The following is a 19887-nucleotide window of genomic DNA, read 5'->3' on the forward strand; positions in this document are numbered from 1 at the left end:
ACCAGCGCCAGCAGTAAAAGACGTTACCGGGGCGAAAAAAGGTTTCTAGGCGCCATAAAAAAACCCCCGAGGGTGGCCGCAGTTTTCTGCAAAGCACCATTCGGAGGTTTTTTAGCTATAGGCGAGCTATAGGTACGACTTTAGATACAACAGGCTGGCCGCTGTTAAACAGCGGCCAGGGGCATTACATCATGCCGCCCATGCCTCCCATTCCACCCATGCCGCCCATATCGGGCATGCCGCCGCCAGACTTATCGTCTTCTGGCTCGTCGGCAATCATCGCTTCGGTAGTGATGATCAGACTGGCTACGGAAGCCGCTGCCTGCAGCGCAGAGCGGGTGACTTTGGCTGGGTCAAGAATACCCATCTCCAGCATGTCGCCGTACTCTTCGGTGGCTGCGTTGTAGCCGTAAGCACCAGTGCCTTCGCGTACTTTCGCAACAACAACAGAGGCTTCGCCGCCGGCGTTGTATACGATCTGGCGCAGAGGGGCTTCCATTGCGCGGCGCAGAATGTTCACACCGGCTCTTTGCTCGTCGTTGTTAACGTCCACGTTATCCAGAGCCGCCAGAGCGCGAATCAGGGTTACGCCGCCGCCAGGCACAATGCCTTCTTCAACCGCTGCGCGGGTGGAGTGCAGTGCGTCTTCAACGCGGGCTTTCTTTTCTTTCATTTCTACTTCAGAACCGGCACCAATCTTGATAACGGCAACGCCGCCAGCCAGCTTGGCTACACGTTCCTGCAGCTTCTCTTTGTCGTAGTCTGAAGTGCTGTCTTCGATCTGCTTACGGATTTGCTCAACGCGGGACTGAATATCAGCCTGTGCGCCGGCACCGTCAATAATGGTAGTGTTTTCTTTGGTCAGGTTCACACGCTTGGCGGTACCCAGGTCGTCCAGAGTGGTGTTCTCCAGGCTCAGGCCCACTTCTTCGGAAATCACAGTTCCGCCAGACAAGATGGCGATGTCCTGCAGCATTTCCTTGCGACGATCGCCGAAACCAGGCGCCTTCACAGCGGCTACTTTCACAATGCCGCGCATGTTGTTGACGACCAGAGTAGCCAACGCTTCGCCTTCAATGTCTTCAGCGATGATCATCAGCGGCTTGCCCGATTTGGCAACAGCTTCCAGCACCGGCAGCAATTCGCGGATGTTAGAGATTTTCTTGTCTACCAGCAGGATGTACGGGTCATCCAGCTCGACGCTCATGTTGTCTTGGTTGTTGATGAAGTACGGCGACAAATAGCCACGATCGAACTGCATACCTTCAACTACGTCCAGCTCGTCTTCCAGGCCACGGCCTTCTTCAACGGTGATAACGCCTTCTTTACCCACGCGTTGCATGGCGTCAGCAATCAGCTGGCCAATGGTTTCGTCGCCGTTGGCAGAAATGGTCGCTACCTGGGCAATGCTGCGGCTGTCGTCGCAGGGCTTGGACATATCACCAATCGCTTTAACCGCAACGATAGTGGCTTTGTCGATGCCGCGCTTCAGGTCCATCGGGTTCATGCCAGAAGTAACTGCTTTCAGGCCTTCGTTAACGATGGCTTGGGCCAGAACGGTAGCGGTGGTGGTGCCGTCACCGGCTGTTTCGTTGGCCTGTGAAGCAACTTCCTTCACCATCTGCGCGCCCATGTTTTCGAACTTGTCTTTCAGTTCGATTTCTTTGGCTACAGATACGCCGTCTTTAGTGACTACAGGTGCGCCGTATGACTTTTCCAGTACCACGTTACGGCCTTTGGGGCCCAAGGTGACTCGTACTGCGTCGGCCAGAACGTTAACGCCTTTAACCATGCGCTTGCGTGCGCTGTCACCAAACTTAATTTCTTTAGCTGCCATGTCTTCTGTTCCTATCCGTTAAACCGAAATGATGAAATCACCGGGTTAATGAGAATGTGCGCAATATGCCAGAGCTTTCAGATCACTCAAGCACGCCGTAAATGTCGCTTTCGCTCATGATAAGCAGGTCTTCGCCGTCGATTTTCACGGTGTTACCGGCATACTGGCCGAATACCACGGTGTCACCAGCCTTAACGGCCAGAGGACGAACTTCGCCGTTGTCTTGAACGCGGCCATTGCCCACAGCGATGACTTCGCCCTGGGACGGCTTTTCTTTAGCATTACCGGGCAGCACGATGCCGCCTGCGGTTTTCTCTTCTTCTTCTTTACGGCGCACGACAACGCGGTCGTGTAGCGGACGAATTTTCATTGCTCGAATGCTCCAATAGTCAGATTAAATGTGGCAAGAACAGTTGCTAGAAAAGAGGGCGAACCCGCTTGTGCACTGCCCCGCCGGGATTACCCGACCTGCTCGCCTGCTAACGTATCAGCGGCTGCCTGCCTGCGGTGAACTTGTGAAAGGTATTTGGGGTAATGCGTAGGGGTTTTCAACGCCCGCCCGAAAAAAATTTTACTTTTTATCAATGCGATCGTGGTGGGTTTCAGTTTCGTCGTGGTATTCGCCTTCAATGATGTCGCCGTTGGCGTCGCGGTCGAACGGTTTTTGGCGCCCGAACGGACCCTGCCCACCACCAAACTGACCGGGCTGGCCATTAAACGAGAAACCACTTGAAGAACCAACAACCGTCAGCCGCTTTATGGCTTGCCCCACCAGCCACTGGCGGGTGAACGGCAGCAAACACATAAAACCGAAGAAGTCCGTAATGAACCCCGGTGTTAACAGCATCGCGCCACCGGCCGCCAGAATCAGCCCCTCAGCCACTTCCTGGGCGGGCAGTTCGCCTGAATTCATGCGCTGGCGGGCTCTTAGCAGCGTGGCCAGGCCCTGCTGCTTAAGCAGCCAGGCGCCCAGAATCGCCGTCAGAAATACCAATGCCACAGTCTGCAAAGCACCTATCATGGTGCCTACCTTTATCAGGACAACCAGTTCTGCAACGGGCACAGCAATAAATAGCAACAGAAAAAATGGCACCGAACTCTCCTTCAAGCGTAATTTCGATAGCAACGTACATATAATAGCAACGCGCATATAGCGACCTGTTATACTAGCGCACAAAATACCTATAACTGCTCAGCGGGCACACAGTATCCGCAATAGTAATGTTCACTGACTATTTTAGGGCAAATTGTCAACTACCCCGCCGTGAACGACGGGGCTTGTAGAGAACACCCTACACGCCAAGTTGACCAGGGAAAGCGGACACCAACCCGCTACGTTTACCACAGGTCGTTAAGACCCACTCCGGTGTGCTACCTCAGCACCGGACACTGGAAAACAGGGATCACGCTGGCGAAAGGCAAAGCGCCGAAGGTCTCAGTTGCCGCGCAAGCGGGAGCCGGTGGTAGACATTCCCGAAGGGAGAGAGGTTTCGGCCTCCGTCACCAGACCCGTAAGGGTGATTATTGGAAAACGATATGGCTGTTTTTGTACTCGACAGACAAAAGAACCCACTGATGCCGTGCTCGGAAAAACGAGCCCGGCTCCTGCTGACCCGCAAACGAGCGGTGGTGGTGCGAGTGTATCCGTTCAGCATTCGCTTGAAAGACCGCACTGGCGGTACTGTTCAGAAAGTCGTGATCAAAATCGACCCTGGCAGCAAAGAAACCGGCTTAGCGGTGTCCAGAGTCAGCGCCCAAGGGGAGCATGTAGTGTGCTTAATCGAGCTGATTCACCGTGGCCGTCAGATCAGCAAAGCATTGGACCAGCGCCGGGGATTTCGGAGTCGGCGCCGTGGTCAACTGCGCTACCGTGCACCAAGATTCAACAACCGGACAAAGCCAAAAGGTTGGCTGGCGCCCAGCCTGCAGCATCGAGTGGATACCACCGCCAGCATCGTCAAACGTCTTCGTGCCTTGGTGCCGGTCAAGTCGATCAGCCAAGAACTGGTGCGGTTTGACCTGCAACAGATGGAGAATCCCGAGATAAGCGGTGTCGAATACCAACAAGGCACTTTGTTGGGCTACGAGGTTCGGGAGTATTTGCTGGAAAAATGGGGCCGCGAATGCGCTTATTGCACGGCCATCGATACGCCCTTAGAGATCGAACACCTTGTCCCAAAATCCAACGGCGGCTCTAACCGAATCAGCAATCTGACCATCGCCTGTCACGACTGCAATCAGGAGAAAGGCTCGCAAACTCTGGCCGAGTTCTTCCAAACTTCCAGTCGCCTGAAAGACAAGCAAAACCGAATGGACAACGTGCTGATTCAGTGCAAGCGCCCCTTGAGGGACGCCGCGGCGGTGAACTCAACCCGCTGGGCGCTGTTCCAGTCGCTGAAAAACACAGAGCTTCCCGTGAACGTCGGCACCGGAGGACAAACCAAGTTCAACCGTCAAAGACTCGGTATCCCCAAAACCCACGCCCTTGACGCAGCTTGTGTCGGCGTTGTCGAACAAGTGTTTGACTGGCAAAAAACCACGCTACGGATAAAAGCCACCGGGCGCGGCAGTTACAAACGCACACGCTTAACAAAACACGGCTTCCCTCGCGGTTACCTCATGCGAGAGAAATCAGTTCACGGATTCCAGACCGGCGATATGGTTCGAGCGATTGTCCCAACCGGCAAAAAGGAAGGCACCTGGCTAGGCCGGGTCGCCATCCGAAAAACCGGCAGCTTCAACATTCAAACCTCGGACGGAGCCGTTCAAGGCATTCATCACCGGCACTGCCGGCTCATGCAAAAAGCGGATGGCTACGGCTATCACCTACAACCCACACCACAAAAAGGAGAAGGGAAACAGGAAAGTCTGTCGTGCTAACGCACGACGCGCACTCCCTCCCCGACCCAAAAGGACGGGGTTTCCCGCGCAAAATCGATGATACTTCAAGATTCCGTAGTTGCAATTACCGGCGGTGGCCAGGGTTTGGGGCGCGCCATGGCTGAATTTCTGGCGTCCAAAGGCGCCCGTCTGGCGCTGATTGACCTGATGCCGGAAAAGCTGGAAGAAGCCGTTGCCGCCTGCAAGGAAGCCGGGGTTGAAGCAAAAGCCTACATTTGCAACGTAGCTAAGGAAGAAGACGTTGAGAAAACCTTCGCGCAAATCGCTGAAGATTTTGGCCAGCTTAACGGACTGGTCAATAACGCCGGCATTCTGCGCGATGGCCTGATGGTTAAAGCAAAAGACGGCGAAATCGTTAAGCGCATGGAGCTCGCAAGCTGGCAGGCCGTTATCGACGTCAACCTGACCGGCGTATTCCTGTGTGGCCGTGAAGCCGCTACCCAGATGATCAAGACCGGCAGCCGGGGCGCGATCATCAACATCTCATCCATTGCCCGCGCCGGCAACATGGGCCAAAGCAACTACTCCGCCGCGAAAGCCGGCGTAGCCGCACTGGCCACCGTATGGGCGAAGGAACTGGCCCGTTACAACATCCGCAGTATGGCCATTGCACCGGGCTTTATCGAAACCGATATGACCGCGTCTATGAAGCAGGAAGCTCTGGAAAAATTGTGCGCAGGCATCCCGGCCAAGCGTATGGGCCAGCCTTACGAAATTGCCCAGACCGTAGCGTTCATTCTTGAGAACGATTACGTCAGCGGCCGCGTGATTGAAGTCGACGGCGCTATGCGGCTGTAGTGTGTTCGCTGAATTCTGGCTAACGGAGTAGTTAAATAGTCGATTAGCTGAAATGATCGCCTCGAATGGCTAAAATACTTTACAAAAAGTGCAATCAAAGCTTAAATGTAAAGTATATTAGCCAACCGAGGTGCATCGTGGATTATCAAACCTTATGTCAAACCCTCTCAGCACTGCGCCAGCAAAACGGCGTATCCCAGCAAACGCTGGCAAACCATCTCGATATTTCCCGCGCCACCATCAATGCTCTTGAAAATAACCGATCAGGCGATACCGGCATCCGCAAAGTCATGAAGATACTCGATTACCTGGGAAAAGAGCTGGTTATTCGAGACAAATCGCCGTTCCCGACGTTTGAGGAACTGCGCGATGAAAATGAACTGAATATTCGCGTGCATGGCAAACTCTGATTACCAACCAAATCGCGACATCGAAACCCGCCCGCTAACCACGTCAACGCCTTCTTCCTGTAAGCGGCTGACTTGTTTCTGATAGGTCTCTGAACCTGGCGCAAAGGCAATCTGGCCGCTACTGCGGATGACGCGATACCAGGGCACGCTGTGGCCTTGTGGAAGCTTGCCCAAAGCACGGCCGATGTAACGGGCCTGGCGACCCAGGCCTGCCATGGCAGCAACCTGGCCATAACTTGCTACCTTGCCCAGCGGTATTGCCAGCACCACCAACCAGATTTTCTGGTCCTTGTTGGGCTCCACAACGCTATCAGGCTTTATCGTCTTACTGTCCATAGCACTGGTGTTTACAGCACCATCCTTCATAGCACTATTCCCTTCCTGTCTCGCTCGCAGGCGCATCCTCGCTGCCCGAGTTGTCCGGCGCCAGCGCATCCAGGCGTTCGCCGTGGCGCATCATTATCATAGTCAGCACGATGGCCGGCACGCCCAGCAATCCCGCCACCAGGAAGAACTCCGCGTAGCCGTAGCTGGCCACCACCATGCCGGAGAAGCCACCCAAGAATTTGCCCGGCAGGGTCATCAACGAACTGAACAGCGCGTATTGGGTGGCCGTGAATGAAGCGCTGGTCATGCTGGACAACCAGGCAATCAGCGCCACGTTGGCGATGCCGCCGCTTAAGTTATCGGCGCTGACCACAACGGCAAGAGTCGCAAGATTCGGTGGATATTGAGCCAGCACCACAAACAGCAGGTTGGTCAGCGCCGTCATAATCGCGCCCAGTAGCAATATACGCCGCACGCCGTAACGTATTACCAGCAGGCCACCCAGCAGCGAGCCGCCTATGGTCATGAAAAATCCAAAGATCTTTGTAACGTCGGCGACCTCGGTTTTACTAAAGCCCATAAAGGTCAAATAAAACGGATTGGCCATCACGCCCATGGCGATGTCGGAAATGCGGTATACCGCCACCAGCAGAAGTATGGCCACCGCCAGTTCGCGATAACGTTGGAAGAAATCCACAAACGGCCCGGCAATCGCCACGTAAAACCAGCTTGCGAACCTCGCCATGCGTGGCGGAAGATGGGCATGGTGTACGGCCTGCAGCTGAATTTTTTCGGCAATATCCTGCGCCGCCTTAAAGTGATTTACGGTCGGCTCACGCACGATCAGAACCGTCGCCATGCCCACGCCCACCAGCGCAGCCATCACCTCGTAAGACACCTGCCAGGACCAGAATTCCGCCAGATACAGGGCGCCGGCACCGGCTACCAATAAAGCCAGCCGGTAGCCGAAAATATAGGTGGCAGCCAGCGCGGCTTGCAGGCGTTGTTCGGCGATTTCAATACGATAGGCGTCTATGGCCACGTCTTGAGTGGCCGACGAGAAAGCCACCAGCAGGCCACATAGAGCCATCAGTTCAGGTGCGCTAGTGGCATCGGTGTGGGCCATCAGATACAGGCCAGCGGCTATGCCTACCTGGGCCAGCAACATCCAGCTGCGGCGCTTACCCAGCAACTTATCCAAAATGGGCAATTTCAGGCGGTCGACCACCGGCGCCCAGATCACTTTTATGGAATAAGTAATGCCCAGCCAGCTGAAAAAGCCGATGGTGGCGGTTTCCACGCCCACATCTGCTAGTCGGGCGTTCAGCGTAGAAAAAACCAGCAGAAATGGCAGGCCAGCCGAGAACCCCAAAAACAACAGGGCAACCACCTGCCAGCGGGAATAAAGTCGCAGGGTTTCCCTCCAGGCGGCCCTCCGGGGTTCAACAGAAATGATAAGCCGCCTTAATCGCGGAAGTTGTTAAATTGCAGGGGCACGTCCAGCTCGGCTTCGCGCAGCATGGCCATGGCTTCTTGCAGGTCATCACGCTTCTTGCCGGTTACCCGCACCTTGTCGCCCTGAATGCTGGACTGAACCTTCATCTTTTGGTCTTTGATCAGTTTCACGATCTTTTTGGCCATATCGGTTTCAAGGCCTTGCTTCAGCTCCAAGTGCTGCTTCACCAACTTGCCGGCTTTGCTGTCACCGTTTTCAGACAGCGCGCGGCCGTCAATGTTGCGCTTGGCGAAGGCCATACGCAGCATGTCCAACAACTGCTCCAGCTGGAATTCTTGCGGGGCGCTGATGGTAATGCCCTTGTCGTCCAGCTCTACATCAGCGTCTACATTTTTGAAGTCCCAACGATTGCCAAGATCGCGCTTGGTTTGGTCAACCGCGTTGGTCACTTCGTGCATGTCGATTTCAGAAACAATATCAAAAGAAGGCATGGGGAACCTGTTCTGGTGTTGTTACGGGAAATGAAACGCCCGCAAACGTGATGGCGGGCGCATTGTGAAGCCTGAACAGAAGAACTCAGACTTAAAGCTTACGGCCCTTGCTGGCCGCAATGCGCAGGCGCAGGGCGTTCAGCTTGATGAAGCCTTCGGCGTCTTTCTGATTGTAAGCGCCTTCGTCTTCTTCAAAGGTGGCAATCTTCTCGTCAAACAGGGAGTCGTCTGACTTACGGCCGACTACGTCTACGTTGCCCTTGTACAATTTCAGGCGCACGGTGCCGTTGACATAGGCTTGGGTCTGGTCAATCAGCGCCTGCAGGGCTTCGCGCTCTGGCGACCACCAGTAACCGTTGTAGATTACCTCGGCATAGCGCGGCATCAAGCTGTCTTTCAGGTGCGCTACTTCGCGGTCCAGAGTCAGGGACTCAATGGCGCGGTGAGCGCGCAGCATAATCGTGCCACCCGGGGTTTCGTAACAGCCGCGGGACTTCATGCCCACATAACGGTTCTCTACGATGTCCAGGCGGCCAATGCCGTTGTCGCCGCCAACCTTGTTCAGGTGCTCCAGCACCTCGTGGGCTTTCATCGCCTTGCCGTCTACGGCAACAATGTCGCCTTTGGCGTAGGTGACTTCAATGTAGGTCGCGGTATTCGGGGCTTCTTCCGGCGATACGCTCCAACGCCACATGTCGTCTTCGGCTTCGCACCAGGGGTCTTCCAGGTTCATGCCTTCGTAGGAAATATGCAGCAGGTTGGCGTCCATAGAATAAGGCGATTTGCCTTTTTTCATGTCGACCGGAATGTCGCGTTCGGCGCAGTAGGCCAACAGTTTTTCGCGGGAATTCAGATCCCACTCACGCCAAGGGGCGATCACTTTCACGCCGGGCTTCAGAGCATAAGCGCCGAGCTCGAAACGAACCTGGTCATTACCTTTACCGGTTGCGCCGTGGGAAATGGCATCGGCACCGGTGGAGTTGGCGATTTCAATCAGGCGCTTGGCAATCAGCGGGCGGGCAATGGACGTGCCCAGCAGGTACTCGCCTTCATAAACGGTGTTAGCGCGGAACATGGGGAATACGTAGTCGCGCACGAACTCTTCGCGCAGATCTTCAATGTAGATTTCTTTTACGCCCAGCGCCTTGGCTTTGACCCGCGCCGGTTCTACTTCTTCGCCCTGGCCGATGTCAGCCGTAAAGGTAACCACTTCACAACCGTAGGTGTCTTGCAGCCACCGAACGATAACCGAGGTATCCAGGCCACCGGAATAGGCCAGTACTACTTTGTTAATATCAGACATGCCCTTGCTCCACACACAATACTATGGATGTATCGAAATTAAGCGACACAGTGTACGGCAGCAAGGTGGCCTTGGCTATTAGGCCTTATACAGCTTGGGCTGTGGCCACCGCTTCCCCACGAATGCCGTCCCAACCGTCTTTCACCGCGTGTAGCAGTTTGGCCACCTCGTCCAGCTTGGCAACGTCATTTTTGGCGTTGGCTTCGAACAGGGTGCGTTCCATGTAGTCGTACAAGCCTTCCAACCTTGCTGACAGCTCGCCGCCTTTTTCAAAGTCCAGAAAGCTGCGCAGCCCGCCAATAATCTCTATGGCTTTGCTAATCAGCTTGCCCTTGCCTTCAAAATCCTTGGCCTGCATGCGGGCCTTGGCCATATTGATGCGCTCCAGCGCACCGTTGTAAAGCAGCTGAATCAGCCGGTGCGGGTCGGCATCGGTGATGCTGGTTTGGGTGTTTATCTGCTGGTATGCTTTTAAACCTTTCATGGGTAACCTCGTTTCTCGCCGGCTGCGCCGGACTTATCAAAGCGTTAGCCGGAATGACTACTTGTTGAAATTCTGGGGTGCCAGCGCTTCAAGCTGCTGGGTTACGAAATCGCGGGTGCTGTTGAGCTGGGAAATCAGCGAATCGGCAGCGCTGAACTGCTTCACCAAGCGCTCGCGGTAAGATTCGATGCGTATATCCAGCTTTATCTGGTTTTCTTTAACTTGTTCCAGTTCGCGGTTCAGGCTGCTGGTGCGGGATTCCAATCTGCCCTCAGCACCTACAAAGCTATTCACCAAGTCGACAGTGTTTTTACCTAAGCCCTGCACAAAATTTATAGAGCCACGGCCACCGGTCTGGTCACCCAGAATGCGGATCTGCAAGCCGGATGCCGGACCGGAACCGCTACCCAGGAACAGAACCTGTCCATCACCCTCTGCCACCTTACCGCCAATGGTGCCGGCCACATTCTGGCCAGCCGTTCCGCTAGCGCCAGTCAGGCCAAAAGCATCAGCATCTTCTTGCGAGCTAATACTAACGTTGGATTCAGAGCCGTATTTACCGGATGTGAATACAAGCTTGTTGTCACTGTCCAGCGACACCTGTACCGATTCGCCAGAGGCGCTCAGGGCTGCGTTGCTGTTTAACTGGGCCTGAATGTCGTCTACCAGCGCCTGAGCCGTAACACCCGTGCCCTGAGTAAGCTTCAGGTTTACCGTAGTTTCGCCATTGACCGTTAGTGCGAACTCATCGTTTGTGTCCGTCACATCAACTGACGATGCCAATGCAGAGCCCGCAGTCAGCTGGCCCCGGGTAGCCGCTTGGGTAACATTGATATCGTACCGGCCCGGCTGAGTGCTCAATCCACTGCGCACAAACTCCACCTGGCCATCGGTCGTTCTGCCTTGCTCGGCAAACAGCGCGGTTACATCGTCCGGATTGTTCTTGAGCTGGGTTTCAAAAATACTGCGATCAAACTCCAAAGCGCCGGTATTCGGATCGGTCTTTATGCCCACGTCGGCCAAGCTGCGCACGTTGGCGTTTTCCAGCCCGGGCACGACGCCGGTCAGCACTTGCCGTAGTTGGCTCTGCAAAGCACGCACGGTGCTGTCGCCAGTCAACAGGCTGCCTACGCCCGCTTCGGCATTAAAACCCGCCAGGCTATCGATGGTGACCTGCAATGCGTTGAACTTTTCAACAAAACCCTGAACACGATCGGTAACCGCACCCACGTCCTGGCTGACTTTGACGGTGGAAGTGCCAATGTCCTTAATGTCAAACGACAGACCATCAATCACATTTTCAAAGTTGTTGGTAGAGCGCGTCACTTCAATACCGTTGATTTTCATTACCGCATCGGTAGCGGCAATGGTTTGGCTAAATCCAGCGTTTGCGGCCATATCGGCGTTAAAGGCAAATCGGGACAAGCCAGTGTCATCGGTATTGGTGCCATCGCTTTCGGTGGCTGTAATACTCACCGCGTTAGCCGTACCGGTTTCGTCTGCCGACAGCACCAACTGAAAGCCATTACCCGTATCAATGACGCCGGCGGACACACCCACACCCGCATCGTTAATAGCGTTGGCAAGACCTTGCAAAGAATTGTTGCTGCTGTCGATAGTGATGTTGGCGGTTTTGTCGCCCACAGCGATGGTCAGCTTGCCTTCGCCCACTGAGGTGGTGTCGCGATCGGCGAACACGTCTTGTGATGCCAATGCCTGAGCGGTGGCCAAGCTGGTGACATCCAGGCTGTAGCTGCCGCGACTGGCTTTGGCGCTGTTCACCGACACACCGATGTCTTCATTGGATGAGGTGGCGGAAAAAGCCTTCAGATTGTCAGCGGAGCTTAGCTGGCGCATGGGCAGGCGCAGTTCGGTAATGGCACTGCGCAGCTGGCCATAGGCAGACAGCATCGCCTCAGACTGCTCGGTTTTCCGGGTAAACCGGTTGTCAGCGGGCGCGCGCTCTGCCTTAACCAACTGATCTACCAAGTCTGACGTTAACACGCCAGAGCCAATTCCCAGTGATGAAATATTTGCCATACCCATGCCTCCTTGAAGGGGCCAATCACTTCATACTTTATGTAACGGCCGCAAGCGGCAAAACTTTGCCTCTTGCGTAAAATATATTCCGTATCCAGGGGACAGACCTTAGGTCTGTCCCCGTTTTTTATAGGTCTGTCCCCGTTTTTTACCGCGAGACCGGGGACGGACTTAAGTCCGTCCCCTTCCCGTCCCCTACCTAAAACCAGAACACCGCCGGCCCCTTAAAGGTGCGGCGGTGCTGAACAACCATTGCCAACATCAAATCAAAAGCGGCAACTCTTTACACTTTTATACCTTGATGTTAAAAAACGTCAGCGGTTCATCCTGCTGCAAGTTCTCTGCCAACCTTAGCGCCAGTTCGTCAGGCATCTGGCGAATTACCTGCTGGGTTTTCTGATCCACCACTTTCACGATGACTTGGCCCAATTCGCTATCCACCTCGAACTGCAAATCCCGCTGCACATGCTGAACATAGCTGTTCAGTTGCGATACCGCACTGGACAGTTTCTCTTTCTGCGATTCCTTCACTTCCCTGGCCTGAGCGGCCTGGTCAGCTAAACTCAAAGCTTGGGGCTTCGCCACCTTGCCCGCGGCAGTCGCATTATTCACGATCGCAGCGGCATTCTGGGTAGCCACAGCGCTATTAGCAACAGAGCCTGTAGCACGATTACCTTCAGCGGAAGATGACGACAGTGCCCGAGCCGGAACCGCCTCGCCAAAGCGAGCCAGTTTCAGATCCGTACTGTTCAGGGTAACGTCATTCATAGCTTACCTCACTGTACTCAAACGGCGTAAAACCGGAGCCCGAAGGCTCCGGTTGTTACCGCTAACCCCTTACTGCAGGAGCGACAAAACCTGCTGCGGACGGGCGTTAGCCTGGGCTAGAACCGAGATACCAGCCTGCTGCAGTACCTGAGACTTGGCCAGCGCCGCCGTTTCCGAAGCGAAGTCTGCGTCTACGATACGGCTGTTGGCCGATGACAGGTTTTCCACTGACGTGCTCAGGTTGGCAATGGTGGACTCAAAGCGGTTCTGGATGGCACCAAAGGTGCTGCGCAGGTCACTGATTGAGTTCAGCGCCGCATCGACACGCTGTAAAGTCTCGTTGGCGCCTGCCACGGTGAGCACGTCGGCGTCATCGAGGCTGCCTGCTACGGCATTTTCGCCGGCGGTAAAGACGGTACCGGCATCAGTACCCGCGGTTGCTACAGTGAAGGCATCACCGGAGGTGATGGTGAGTACGTTATCGTCACCCAAAACGGCGTTTGCGTTGCCAGCCAGCGTTGTATTCACCGCATCCACGAAGGATTGAGCCGTGCTGTAGGTGCCGGCTTTAACAGCTAAGGCATCGCCATCGCCGAACTGGAAGGTGAGGTCGTTGGCGGCTAGGGTAACGGAGCTTGCGGTTACCTGGGCTACGTCAGTAACACCGGCTGCAGTGCTGGCCGCCACGTTTTCATCAGTGATCAATGTCTCGTTAGTTCCACCGATTGCGAAACTACCAGTAAGGTTAGCCCCGTCAGTTAGAAGAACATTGGTGCCATCAACCGTGGCTGCGAAGTTTCCTGCACTATAACCGGCTGCGCTCGTGATTGCGGTGACAACATCTGAAGCGCCGCCGATATTACCATCGAGTGTTACTGACAGCGTGTTGGCGCCATCGGGGTCGGTTATTGTGAAGGTCCTGTTAGCGGACGTGTCTTCGGCAGAACCGGTGGTGACATCTGCCACTACGGTAGCGTCATTCGCTGTAACCGTACGGCTTGCATCTGATGCCGTGCCTACCGCTGTATCCGCGATAGTGGCGGTCGTTGTAGAACTTGTAGCACTTAAACCATCCAGAGCCGTACCGGTACCAGCGCTACCCGAGTCGGTGACCGCTGCACCAAACGCAGTAGCGAATGCGGCAGTTGCGTCGTCTTGGGTTGCACCGCCAGCAAAGTCAACATTAACCGTCACTGCAGTGGCACTATCAACCGTGCTCGCATCAGTCGAATCGGCAAAGGTAAACGTTACGCCGTTCACAACCACTTCGTCTGTTCCGTCAGTACCGGTAACATTTTGAGTTACCGCAGCGGTACCGGTAGAGGTAGTCGCTGCAACCGTACGTCCTACCGTTGCTGCCAGGCCTTGCGTATCATCAGCGATGGTGAGAGTCAAGGATGCACCACTACCGTTTGTAGCACTTAAACCATCCAGGGCTGCACCGGTTCCGTCGCTACCAGCATCGGTTACCGCAAGAGCAAACGCAGCAGTTAATTCGTTAGCTGCGTCCTGCTGCAGGGTTCCTCCGGCACCGTTGAAATCAACATTGACTGTCACTGCCGTGGCAGAATCCACCGTACTAGCGGTTGTTGCATCGGCAAAGGTAAACGTTACCCCATTGACTACGGCTGTGTCGCCAGCAGCAATAGTAGACGAAGAAAAATCAATCGTATCTGACCCTGTTGTGCCGGCATCAATCGTACCTGTAGAAAAATCAATCGTATCCGAACCTGACACGGCCGCGACTGTCGAGTAGTCGCCACCCAAGTTTGTCGCGTCAAAGGCAAAAGTTGCCGCCGAGCCCGTTACCGCGGCAGTGCCTTTGGCAATCACTGTGCTCAGATCCTCCGAGGTCGCCTGGGCGATACTGCCGACAGAGTCGGTCCGCACGCTGGTGTTCAGATCGAGACCAATGGTTTCACCCACGTTGGCGCCCACCTGGAACACGGCGTCACCGAAGCTGCCGTCGAGTACTTTCAAGCCGTTGAAAGCCGTTTGCCCCGCAATGCGGTTTACTTCTTCAATGCGCTGCTGGACTTCCTGGTTCAGTGCTTCGCGGTCGGAGCTACTGTTGGTGGAGTTGGCAGACTGAACAGCCAGTTCACGGATACGCTGCAGGTTGTTGGTCACCTCGTTCAGCGCGCCTTCCGCTGTCTGCGACAAAGAGATTGCGTCATTGGCGTTACGCACAGCAACGTTCAAACCGGTGATTTGCGAGCTGAACCGGGTAGAGATCGCCAGGCCAGCCGCGTCATCCTTGGCTGAGTTGATACGCAGGCCGGAAGAAAGGCGCTGCAGGGCCTGATCATTCTGAGCCTGGGATTTGCCCAATTGATTCTGGGCGTTGAGTGATGCGATGTTGGTGTTGATTCCGAGAGCCATGGTGAATCTCCTTCGACTGTATAGTCGTTATTGCATGAAAGAGGTCTGGCGTTCTCTTTTAGTTTGGAGCGCCGCCCTGCTATTTCACTTAACGGCGCATCCCTCGGTTCCTTTAGGCGGATTTCTAAAAACTTTGTAAAAGAATGTAACTTGCTCAAAAAAGCGGCAAGGCACTGCCGACCGCCTTGCCAAAAAATCGCCGCAACCATCAATGTAGCAGCTCCCGATTTTATCACTTTCCTTTTCAAAACAGTTCTCTGGTAGCCGTAATTCCATTCTGGCATGGCTTTCGCATTGATTCAGAACAAACGGCAATCACTTGAATTTTGCTGGCCAGGGGTTCTGTTATTTGTTTCACCCTGTTCCGGCCCTTCACAAGAGCAGGGAGACATACAATGCCTCAGGTCATTAATACCAACATCGCATCGCTGAACGCACAGCGCAATTTGAACGCTTCCCAGAGCGACAGCAACGTTGCCCTGGAGCGGTTGTCTTCCGGCCTGCGCATCAACTCAGCCAAGGATGACGCGGCGGGACTCGCCATCTCTACCCGCTTTCAGGCTCAGATTACCGGCCTGAACATGGCACAGCGCAATGCCAACGATGGTATTTCCCTGGCGCAGACGGCCGAAGGTGCTCTGGACGAAGTAACCAACAACCTGCAGCGTATCCGTGAGTTGTCAGTCCAGTCATCGAACGCAACTAACAGTACGTCGGACCGTCAGGCCCTGAACCAGGAAGTGCAACAGCGAATTGCGGAGATTAACCGCATTGCGTCACAGACCTCGTTTAACGGCCTCAAAGTACTCAATGGCACTTTTGGCGAACAAACGTTCCAGGTTGGAGCCAACGCTGGCGAGACCATTGGTGTCAGCGGACTGGATGCCCGCGGTAGCCAGATCGGGGGGGTTATTTCTCGAACAGCCAACCTGCTTACCCAACCGCTGGGCACAGGGCCAGCGGGAGAATTGTCCCTCGACATCTCCGCCCTAGACTTCACCGCAGGTGCAGGTGTAACGGCGAACATCTCTCTCAATGGCGGCGCCGACCTCGGCTTGGGCACATCAACCTATGCGGATGCCGATGCTTTTGCATCAGCAGTCGATGCAGCGATTACTACCGTTGGCTTTTCTGCGGCTCTTTCCGCGGACGGCAACTCCCTGGTGTTTTCCAACGCCACCGGCGATGAAGTAACAACAAACGTCGCCATTAACGACAGCACAGGCACTCAGGTGAACGTTGCCGGGCTCACCCCCAGTCTGAATGCAGCCACAGCGAACCCTTCAAACATCGAGCTGTTTACAGCTAGCAACTTGGGCAACCTTGATCTGGAGACGGGGGCAACGGTCTCCTTCAGTGTCGATGGCAACGCCTTTACCTATACATTGCCTGCAAGTGGAGCCAACGATCTTACAGCCCTGGTCAGTGGCATTAACGGGAAACTGACTACTGACGGCTATACCGACCTCAGCGTTGCTGTAAACGGCAGCGCCATTGATCTTCAAAACAGCTCGCAGGCTGACACCTTCGCTATTGCTGGCAGCGGTATTACCGATAATAATCCCAACTCAATCACTGGCGCTAACCAAGCCATTGCACCTTCTGGTGTAAACTCCGAACTGTTCGCAGCTACCGGCCTTCAAGGTTTGGACACCCTTGACCTGTCTACTGCCACAACGATCTCCTTCACTGTCGATGACGGCAGCGGCAGCGCCCCCCAAGCCTTTAGCTATACAACGACCGCTGGAGATAGTCTTACTACCCTAACCTCTGGTCTTAACACGGCACTGAGTGCTCAATTTTCCGACCTCGGCGTTGTTGCAAACAGCGGTGCCATTGATCTTCAAACCGGTGCGACTTCTGGGGGCAACACCTACACGATTGCTGCCACCGACATTACTGATAGTTCTGTCAACTCAATCTCTGGCACTGACCCTACCGCTGCCGTTGCTAGCGCGCCCACGCCTGACACCGCTGCCTTGGCTGATTTCGGCAGCACCATCGATCTGGACTCGGGGGTCACAGGCTCATTTGTGGTTAACGACGGTACAACCGATACCACGGTTAGCTTCACCCTGGCGGCCGGCACCGGTAACACCCTCGCCATGCTTAATACTGCCATCAATAATGGGCTGACCACTGCAGGGCTAGATGCTAACCTGAGTACGTCGGTTAATGGTAGCACCGCCACCCAGATCGATCTGACCAACAGTTCCACGGGCGCGGCCTATTCAATCTCTGACTTCACCGCCGCTGACGGCGGCACAGCAAACGTCTCTGTCGCTAGCACAACTCCCATCGGTGCCGCCACAGGGCCGACGCTCGCCGAAAGCTTTGAAAACGGCGACAGCGTCAAGTTTGACGTCGACGTTAATGGCACAGCGTTTCAGATTGAAGCACGGTCACTCAATGATATCGTCGCGAAAATCAACTCATTGACTGTAGAGACCGGCATTCGCGCCAACCTGAACGCTGCCAATGAAAGTATTATTTTTTCCTCTCAGTTTGGTGAAAGCTACGATATCTCGATTACAAGCCCCAGCCTTCTCGATGTGGATGGCATAACACCCCGCATAAACGAGGTCCTGAATGCGACGGTCGCAAACAACACCGTCTCCGTGAACGATCTCGCAGTCGACACCCGTCTCGGCGCCGAAGAGACCCTGGTTGCGATCGATTACGCCTTCGACAAGATCAACGGCTTCCGGGCGGAACTGGGCGCGCTGCAGAACCGCTTCGAGTCCACCATTGCCAACCTGAGCACCACCACCGAGAACCTTTCAGCCGCTAACAGCCGGATCCGCGACGCGGATTTTGCAGCAGAAACAGCGGAACTGGCCCGTACCCAGGTACTTCAGTCAGCAGGCCTGTCGGTTCTGGCCCAGGCTAATGCGCGGCCGCAGCAGGTATTGCAGCTGCTGCAGGGTTAAACGCCCAAAGCAGACGAAAGGGCAAAGCCGGGACAGATTTGAAATCTGTCCCGAGGGATAAGAGCAGGGACAGATTTGAAATCTGTCCCGAAGGGTACGCAGAGTTGGGCGATCAGAGCGGGGACAGATTTCAAATCTGTCCCCCTTGTTTCAGCGCTTAGTAACCTGACTCTCCATGTAGTGCCTCTGAAAGAACTCATACGTCATCAAGAATCGCAGTCGTCTGCTTGATCAGGTTTTCAAGATTGCTCTCAATTACACCCCATACAATCAGCGGGTCGATAGTCGCATAGCCGTGAATCAACACATTACGGAATGCGATCATCTTCTTGTAATCGGCAATACTCTCAGCCACACCCGGATCCGCTTTATGCAATGTCCCCATTGCCTCACCAATGACTTCGAACTGTCGTTCTACGGCTGATTGCAAGAGTTCGCTGGCAAGATATTCAGCTTCTGACTTGTCGGCAATGAATCGTTGGATCTTTTCTGCAGCAGCTTTCATATCGTAAACATACTTCAAAGCTTTACGCTGCATAGAGTGGCTGCCTTTCTTCCATTACCGCGCTGCGGAAATACGGATTGGTTAATGAAGACGCAGTAACCAAATCTACTGGCAGAGAAAACATGGATTCCAAATCTTCTTTGAGACCGAAAAAAGCAGAGGCTCTTCTTGTTGCTGTAAGTGATGATTCAAACTCTACGAGAAAATCCAAATCGCTGTGAGCAGTGAATTTCCCAGTAGCTGCTGACCCGAATATGGCCAAATCACTGACGCTGTGCTTTTCGCAAAGCAGGCGAATTTCATCTTGCTTGCTACGCAGCACCTGCAGCATATCTAAGTCAGGCATGGTGTTCTCGCTTTACCGATTCAATAGCTGAAGTTTACCCCAATCTGACACACAATAGATAAATTCGGAATCACGCCCGCACCCCGCTCAAATCACACCGATTAGTGCAGGCTTGGCGAGCAGGCAAGCAAATGGCATTATATGCCAGTGGACACACTGGAGACTTGCGCATGGCAACAAGGAATATTGTTCTAACCAATCACCAAGAGCAGCTGCTTGGCACTCTTATCAAGGTCGGTCGCTATCAGAATGCCAGTGAGGTTCTTCGGGAAGGGCTTCGCTTGGTTGAAGAAAAGGAACTGCAATATCAGCAAAAGCTTCTAGCTTTACGGGATGCCGTGGCTGAAGGTCTTCAAGATATCGAAGCAGGCCGCACGGTCAGCCTCGGCGTTGGCGAGGAGATTACCGATTACCTCTATCGTCGGGCCGCTGAACTCACTAAAAAGGACTGACTTTTATGCATCCACTATGGAAGGTGGAATTTTCGCAAAAAGCATCTTCTGATTTCGACGATATTATTCTTCATACCGCTGAAAACTTTGGCCAGCATCAGGCCGAGCGTTACAGCCGATTAATCGCGAATTGCATCAAGGAATTATCTGAGTATGGCCCACTTCATCCTCTGGCAAGGAATCGTCCTGAATTAATCGCTTGCGCTCAAAGCATGCGTATTCAAAGACAGGGACAGAGGGCTAAGCATATTGTTTTCTTCACAGCAGTTACCGCCCCCACAACTCAAAAAATCTTGATTCTGCGGTTACTTCACGAATCCATGGATTTTGGTGAGCATCTATAACCCCACAAAGTCATTGATCATGGACAGGCACACCAGAAAAGCCGAGACGGAAAAGCCGGGACAGATTTGAAATCTGTCCCGTAAGCGAAACGCGGAGTTCGGCGATCATAGCG

At 54.3% G+C, this 19887-nt stretch carries 19 protein-coding genes; 6 read left to right on the forward strand and 13 right to left on the reverse strand.

The window, feature by feature from the left end:
- Positions 1 to 184: 184 nt before the first annotated feature.
- The 3 genes from groL to MELB17_RS03480 form a co-directional block, all read right to left on the reverse strand.
- Entirely contained in the window at positions 185 to 1837 is a 1653-nt protein-coding gene (gene groL, locus MELB17_RS03470; protein WP_007348747.1) for a chaperonin GroEL, read from the reverse strand.
- An 82-nt stretch (positions 1838 to 1919) separates the two neighbouring features.
- Positions 1920 to 2207: a co-chaperone GroES gene (groES, locus tag MELB17_RS03475; protein WP_007348748.1), complete on the reverse strand. Its 288-nt coding sequence runs from the start codon at positions 2205 to 2207 to the stop codon at positions 1920 to 1922.
- Positions 2208 to 2408: 201 nt separating this feature from the next.
- Complete coding sequence (locus tag MELB17_RS03480; RefSeq protein WP_007348749.1) at positions 2409 to 2930, reverse strand: FxsA family protein; 522 nt, start codon at positions 2928 to 2930, stop codon at positions 2409 to 2411.
- 443 nt (positions 2931 to 3373) lie between these two features.
- On the opposite strand from MELB17_RS03480, the gene iscB reads away from it, so the two are divergent.
- From iscB to MELB17_RS03495, 3 genes are all read left to right on the forward strand, one after another.
- A complete protein-coding gene (gene iscB, locus MELB17_RS03485; protein ID WP_083796338.1) occupies positions 3374 to 4717 on the forward strand; it encodes an RNA-guided endonuclease IscB in 1344 nt (447 codons plus the stop codon).
- A 57-nt stretch (positions 4718 to 4774) separates the two neighbouring features.
- On the forward strand, positions 4775 to 5536 hold the full coding sequence (locus MELB17_RS03490) for an SDR family oxidoreductase (RefSeq protein WP_007348751.1): 762 nt from the start codon (positions 4775 to 4777) through the stop codon (positions 5534 to 5536).
- Between the two features lie 137 nt (positions 5537 to 5673).
- Positions 5674 to 5946: a helix-turn-helix transcriptional regulator gene (locus MELB17_RS03495; RefSeq protein ID WP_007348752.1), complete on the forward strand. Its 273-nt coding sequence runs from the start codon at positions 5674 to 5676 to the stop codon at positions 5944 to 5946.
- On the opposite strand, the gene MELB17_RS03500 is transcribed toward MELB17_RS03495, so the two are convergent.
- The 8 genes from MELB17_RS03500 to MELB17_RS26040 all read right to left on the reverse strand — a co-directional run bounded on the left by MELB17_RS03500 (position 5947) and on the right by MELB17_RS26040 (position 15197).
- Positions 5947 to 6312, reverse strand: coding sequence for an MGMT family protein (locus MELB17_RS03500; protein WP_007348753.1), 366 nt, complete (start codon positions 6310 to 6312; stop codon positions 5947 to 5949).
- A gap of 4 nt (positions 6313 to 6316) precedes the next feature.
- Entirely contained in the window at positions 6317 to 7663 is a 1347-nt protein-coding gene (locus MELB17_RS03505) for an AmpG family muropeptide MFS transporter (RefSeq protein ID WP_007348754.1), read from the reverse strand.
- Between the two features lie 74 nt (positions 7664 to 7737).
- Positions 7738 to 8220, reverse strand: a complete 483-nt coding sequence (locus tag MELB17_RS03510; RefSeq protein WP_007348755.1) for a YajQ family cyclic di-GMP-binding protein — start codon at positions 8218 to 8220, stop codon at positions 7738 to 7740.
- 91 nt (positions 8221 to 8311) lie between these two features.
- On the reverse strand, positions 8312 to 9523 hold the full coding sequence (locus tag MELB17_RS03515) for an argininosuccinate synthase (RefSeq protein ID WP_007348756.1): 1212 nt from the start codon (positions 9521 to 9523) through the stop codon (positions 8312 to 8314).
- An 85-nt stretch (positions 9524 to 9608) separates the two neighbouring features.
- Positions 9609 to 10007 carry a flagellar export chaperone FliS gene (gene fliS / locus MELB17_RS03520; RefSeq protein ID WP_007348757.1) on the reverse strand — a complete coding sequence of 133 codons (399 nt, stop codon included), beginning with the start codon at positions 10005 to 10007 and terminating at the stop codon, positions 9609 to 9611.
- Positions 10008 to 10064: 57 nt separating this feature from the next.
- A complete protein-coding gene (gene fliD / locus MELB17_RS03525) occupies positions 10065 to 12047 on the reverse strand; it encodes a flagellar filament capping protein FliD (protein WP_007348758.1) in 1983 nt (660 codons plus the stop codon).
- 291 nt (positions 12048 to 12338) lie between these two features.
- On the reverse strand, positions 12339 to 12815 hold the full coding sequence (locus MELB17_RS03530) for a flagellar protein FlaG (protein WP_007348759.1): 477 nt from the start codon (positions 12813 to 12815) through the stop codon (positions 12339 to 12341).
- Between the two features lie 69 nt (positions 12816 to 12884).
- The gene (locus MELB17_RS26040; protein ID WP_007348760.1) at positions 12885 to 15197 is read right to left on the reverse strand and encodes a flagellin; all 2313 of its coding nucleotides are present in this window, start codon (positions 15195 to 15197) and stop codon (positions 12885 to 12887) included.
- Positions 15198 to 15592: 395 nt separating this feature from the next.
- Between MELB17_RS26040 and MELB17_RS26285 the strand changes: the two genes are divergently transcribed.
- Positions 15593 to 18127, forward strand: a complete 2535-nt coding sequence (locus MELB17_RS26285) for a flagellin (RefSeq protein ID WP_007348761.1) — start codon at positions 15593 to 15595, stop codon at positions 18125 to 18127.
- Positions 18128 to 18323: 196 nt separating this feature from the next.
- Here MELB17_RS26285 and MELB17_RS03550 read toward each other — a convergent pair whose 3' ends face one another.
- Entirely contained in the window at positions 18324 to 18665 is a 342-nt protein-coding gene (locus MELB17_RS03550; RefSeq protein ID WP_007348762.1) for a DUF86 domain-containing protein, read from the reverse strand.
- A complete protein-coding gene (locus tag MELB17_RS03555) occupies positions 18655 to 18978 on the reverse strand; it encodes a nucleotidyltransferase family protein (RefSeq protein ID WP_007348763.1) in 324 nt (107 codons plus the stop codon). The genes MELB17_RS03550 and MELB17_RS03555 overlap by 11 nt, the downstream gene beginning before the upstream one ends.
- Before the next feature lie 170 nt (positions 18979 to 19148).
- On the opposite strand from MELB17_RS03555, the gene MELB17_RS03560 reads away from it, so the two are divergent.
- Both MELB17_RS03560 and MELB17_RS03565 read left to right on the forward strand, forming a co-directional pair.
- Positions 19149 to 19430, forward strand: a complete 282-nt coding sequence (locus tag MELB17_RS03560; RefSeq protein ID WP_007348764.1) for a type II toxin-antitoxin system ParD family antitoxin — start codon at positions 19149 to 19151, stop codon at positions 19428 to 19430.
- A 5-nt stretch (positions 19431 to 19435) separates the two neighbouring features.
- Positions 19436 to 19774, forward strand: coding sequence for a type II toxin-antitoxin system RelE/ParE family toxin (locus MELB17_RS03565; RefSeq protein WP_007348765.1), 339 nt, complete (start codon positions 19436 to 19438; stop codon positions 19772 to 19774).
- Positions 19775 to 19887 lie beyond the last annotated feature (113 nt).

The organism is Marinobacter sp. ELB17, from assembly GCF_000169375.1.
Classification (GTDB): domain Bacteria; phylum Pseudomonadota; class Gammaproteobacteria; order Pseudomonadales; family Oleiphilaceae; genus Marinobacter.

Excerpts from the sequence above, each read along its gene's own strand:
- groES (WP_007348748.1), bottom strand. The coding sequence starts at position 2,207 with ATGAAAATTCGTCCGCTACACGACCGCGTTGTCGTGCGCCGTAAAGAA.
- MELB17_RS03565 (WP_007348765.1), top strand. The coding sequence starts at position 19,436 with ATGCATCCACTATGGAAGGTGGAATTTTCGCAAAAAGCATCTTCTGAT.
- MELB17_RS03550 (WP_007348762.1), bottom strand. The coding sequence starts at position 18,665 with ATGCAGCGTAAAGCTTTGAAGTATGTTTACGATATGAAAGCTGCTGCA.
- MELB17_RS03510 (WP_007348755.1), bottom strand. The coding sequence starts at position 8,220 with ATGCCTTCTTTTGATATTGTTTCTGAAATCGACATGCACGAAGTGACC.
- MELB17_RS03500 (WP_007348753.1), bottom strand. The coding sequence starts at position 6,312 with ATGAAGGATGGTGCTGTAAACACCAGTGCTATGGACAGTAAGACGATA.
- MELB17_RS03490 (WP_007348751.1), top strand. The coding sequence starts at position 4,775 with ATGATACTTCAAGATTCCGTAGTTGCAATTACCGGCGGTGGCCAGGGT.
- MELB17_RS26040 (WP_007348760.1), bottom strand. The coding sequence starts at position 15,197 with ATGGCTCTCGGAATCAACACCAACATCGCATCACTCAACGCCCAGAAT.
- MELB17_RS03560 (WP_007348764.1), top strand. The coding sequence starts at position 19,149 with ATGGCAACAAGGAATATTGTTCTAACCAATCACCAAGAGCAGCTGCTT.
- fliS (WP_007348757.1), bottom strand. The coding sequence starts at position 10,007 with ATGAAAGGTTTAAAAGCATACCAGCAGATAAACACCCAAACCAGCATC.
- MELB17_RS03555 (WP_007348763.1), bottom strand. The coding sequence starts at position 18,978 with ATGCCTGACTTAGATATGCTGCAGGTGCTGCGTAGCAAGCAAGATGAA.
- fliD (WP_007348758.1), bottom strand. The coding sequence starts at position 12,047 with ATGGCAAATATTTCATCACTGGGAATTGGCTCTGGCGTGTTAACGTCA.
- MELB17_RS03530 (WP_007348759.1), bottom strand. The coding sequence starts at position 12,815 with ATGAATGACGTTACCCTGAACAGTACGGATCTGAAACTGGCTCGCTTT.
- iscB (WP_083796338.1), top strand. The coding sequence starts at position 3,374 with ATGGCTGTTTTTGTACTCGACAGACAAAAGAACCCACTGATGCCGTGC.
- groL (WP_007348747.1), bottom strand. The coding sequence starts at position 1,837 with ATGGCAGCTAAAGAAATTAAGTTTGGTGACAGCGCACGCAAGCGCATG.
- MELB17_RS26285 (WP_007348761.1), top strand. The coding sequence starts at position 15,593 with ATGCCTCAGGTCATTAATACCAACATCGCATCGCTGAACGCACAGCGC.
- MELB17_RS03515 (WP_007348756.1), bottom strand. The coding sequence starts at position 9,523 with ATGTCTGATATTAACAAAGTAGTACTGGCCTATTCCGGTGGCCTGGAT.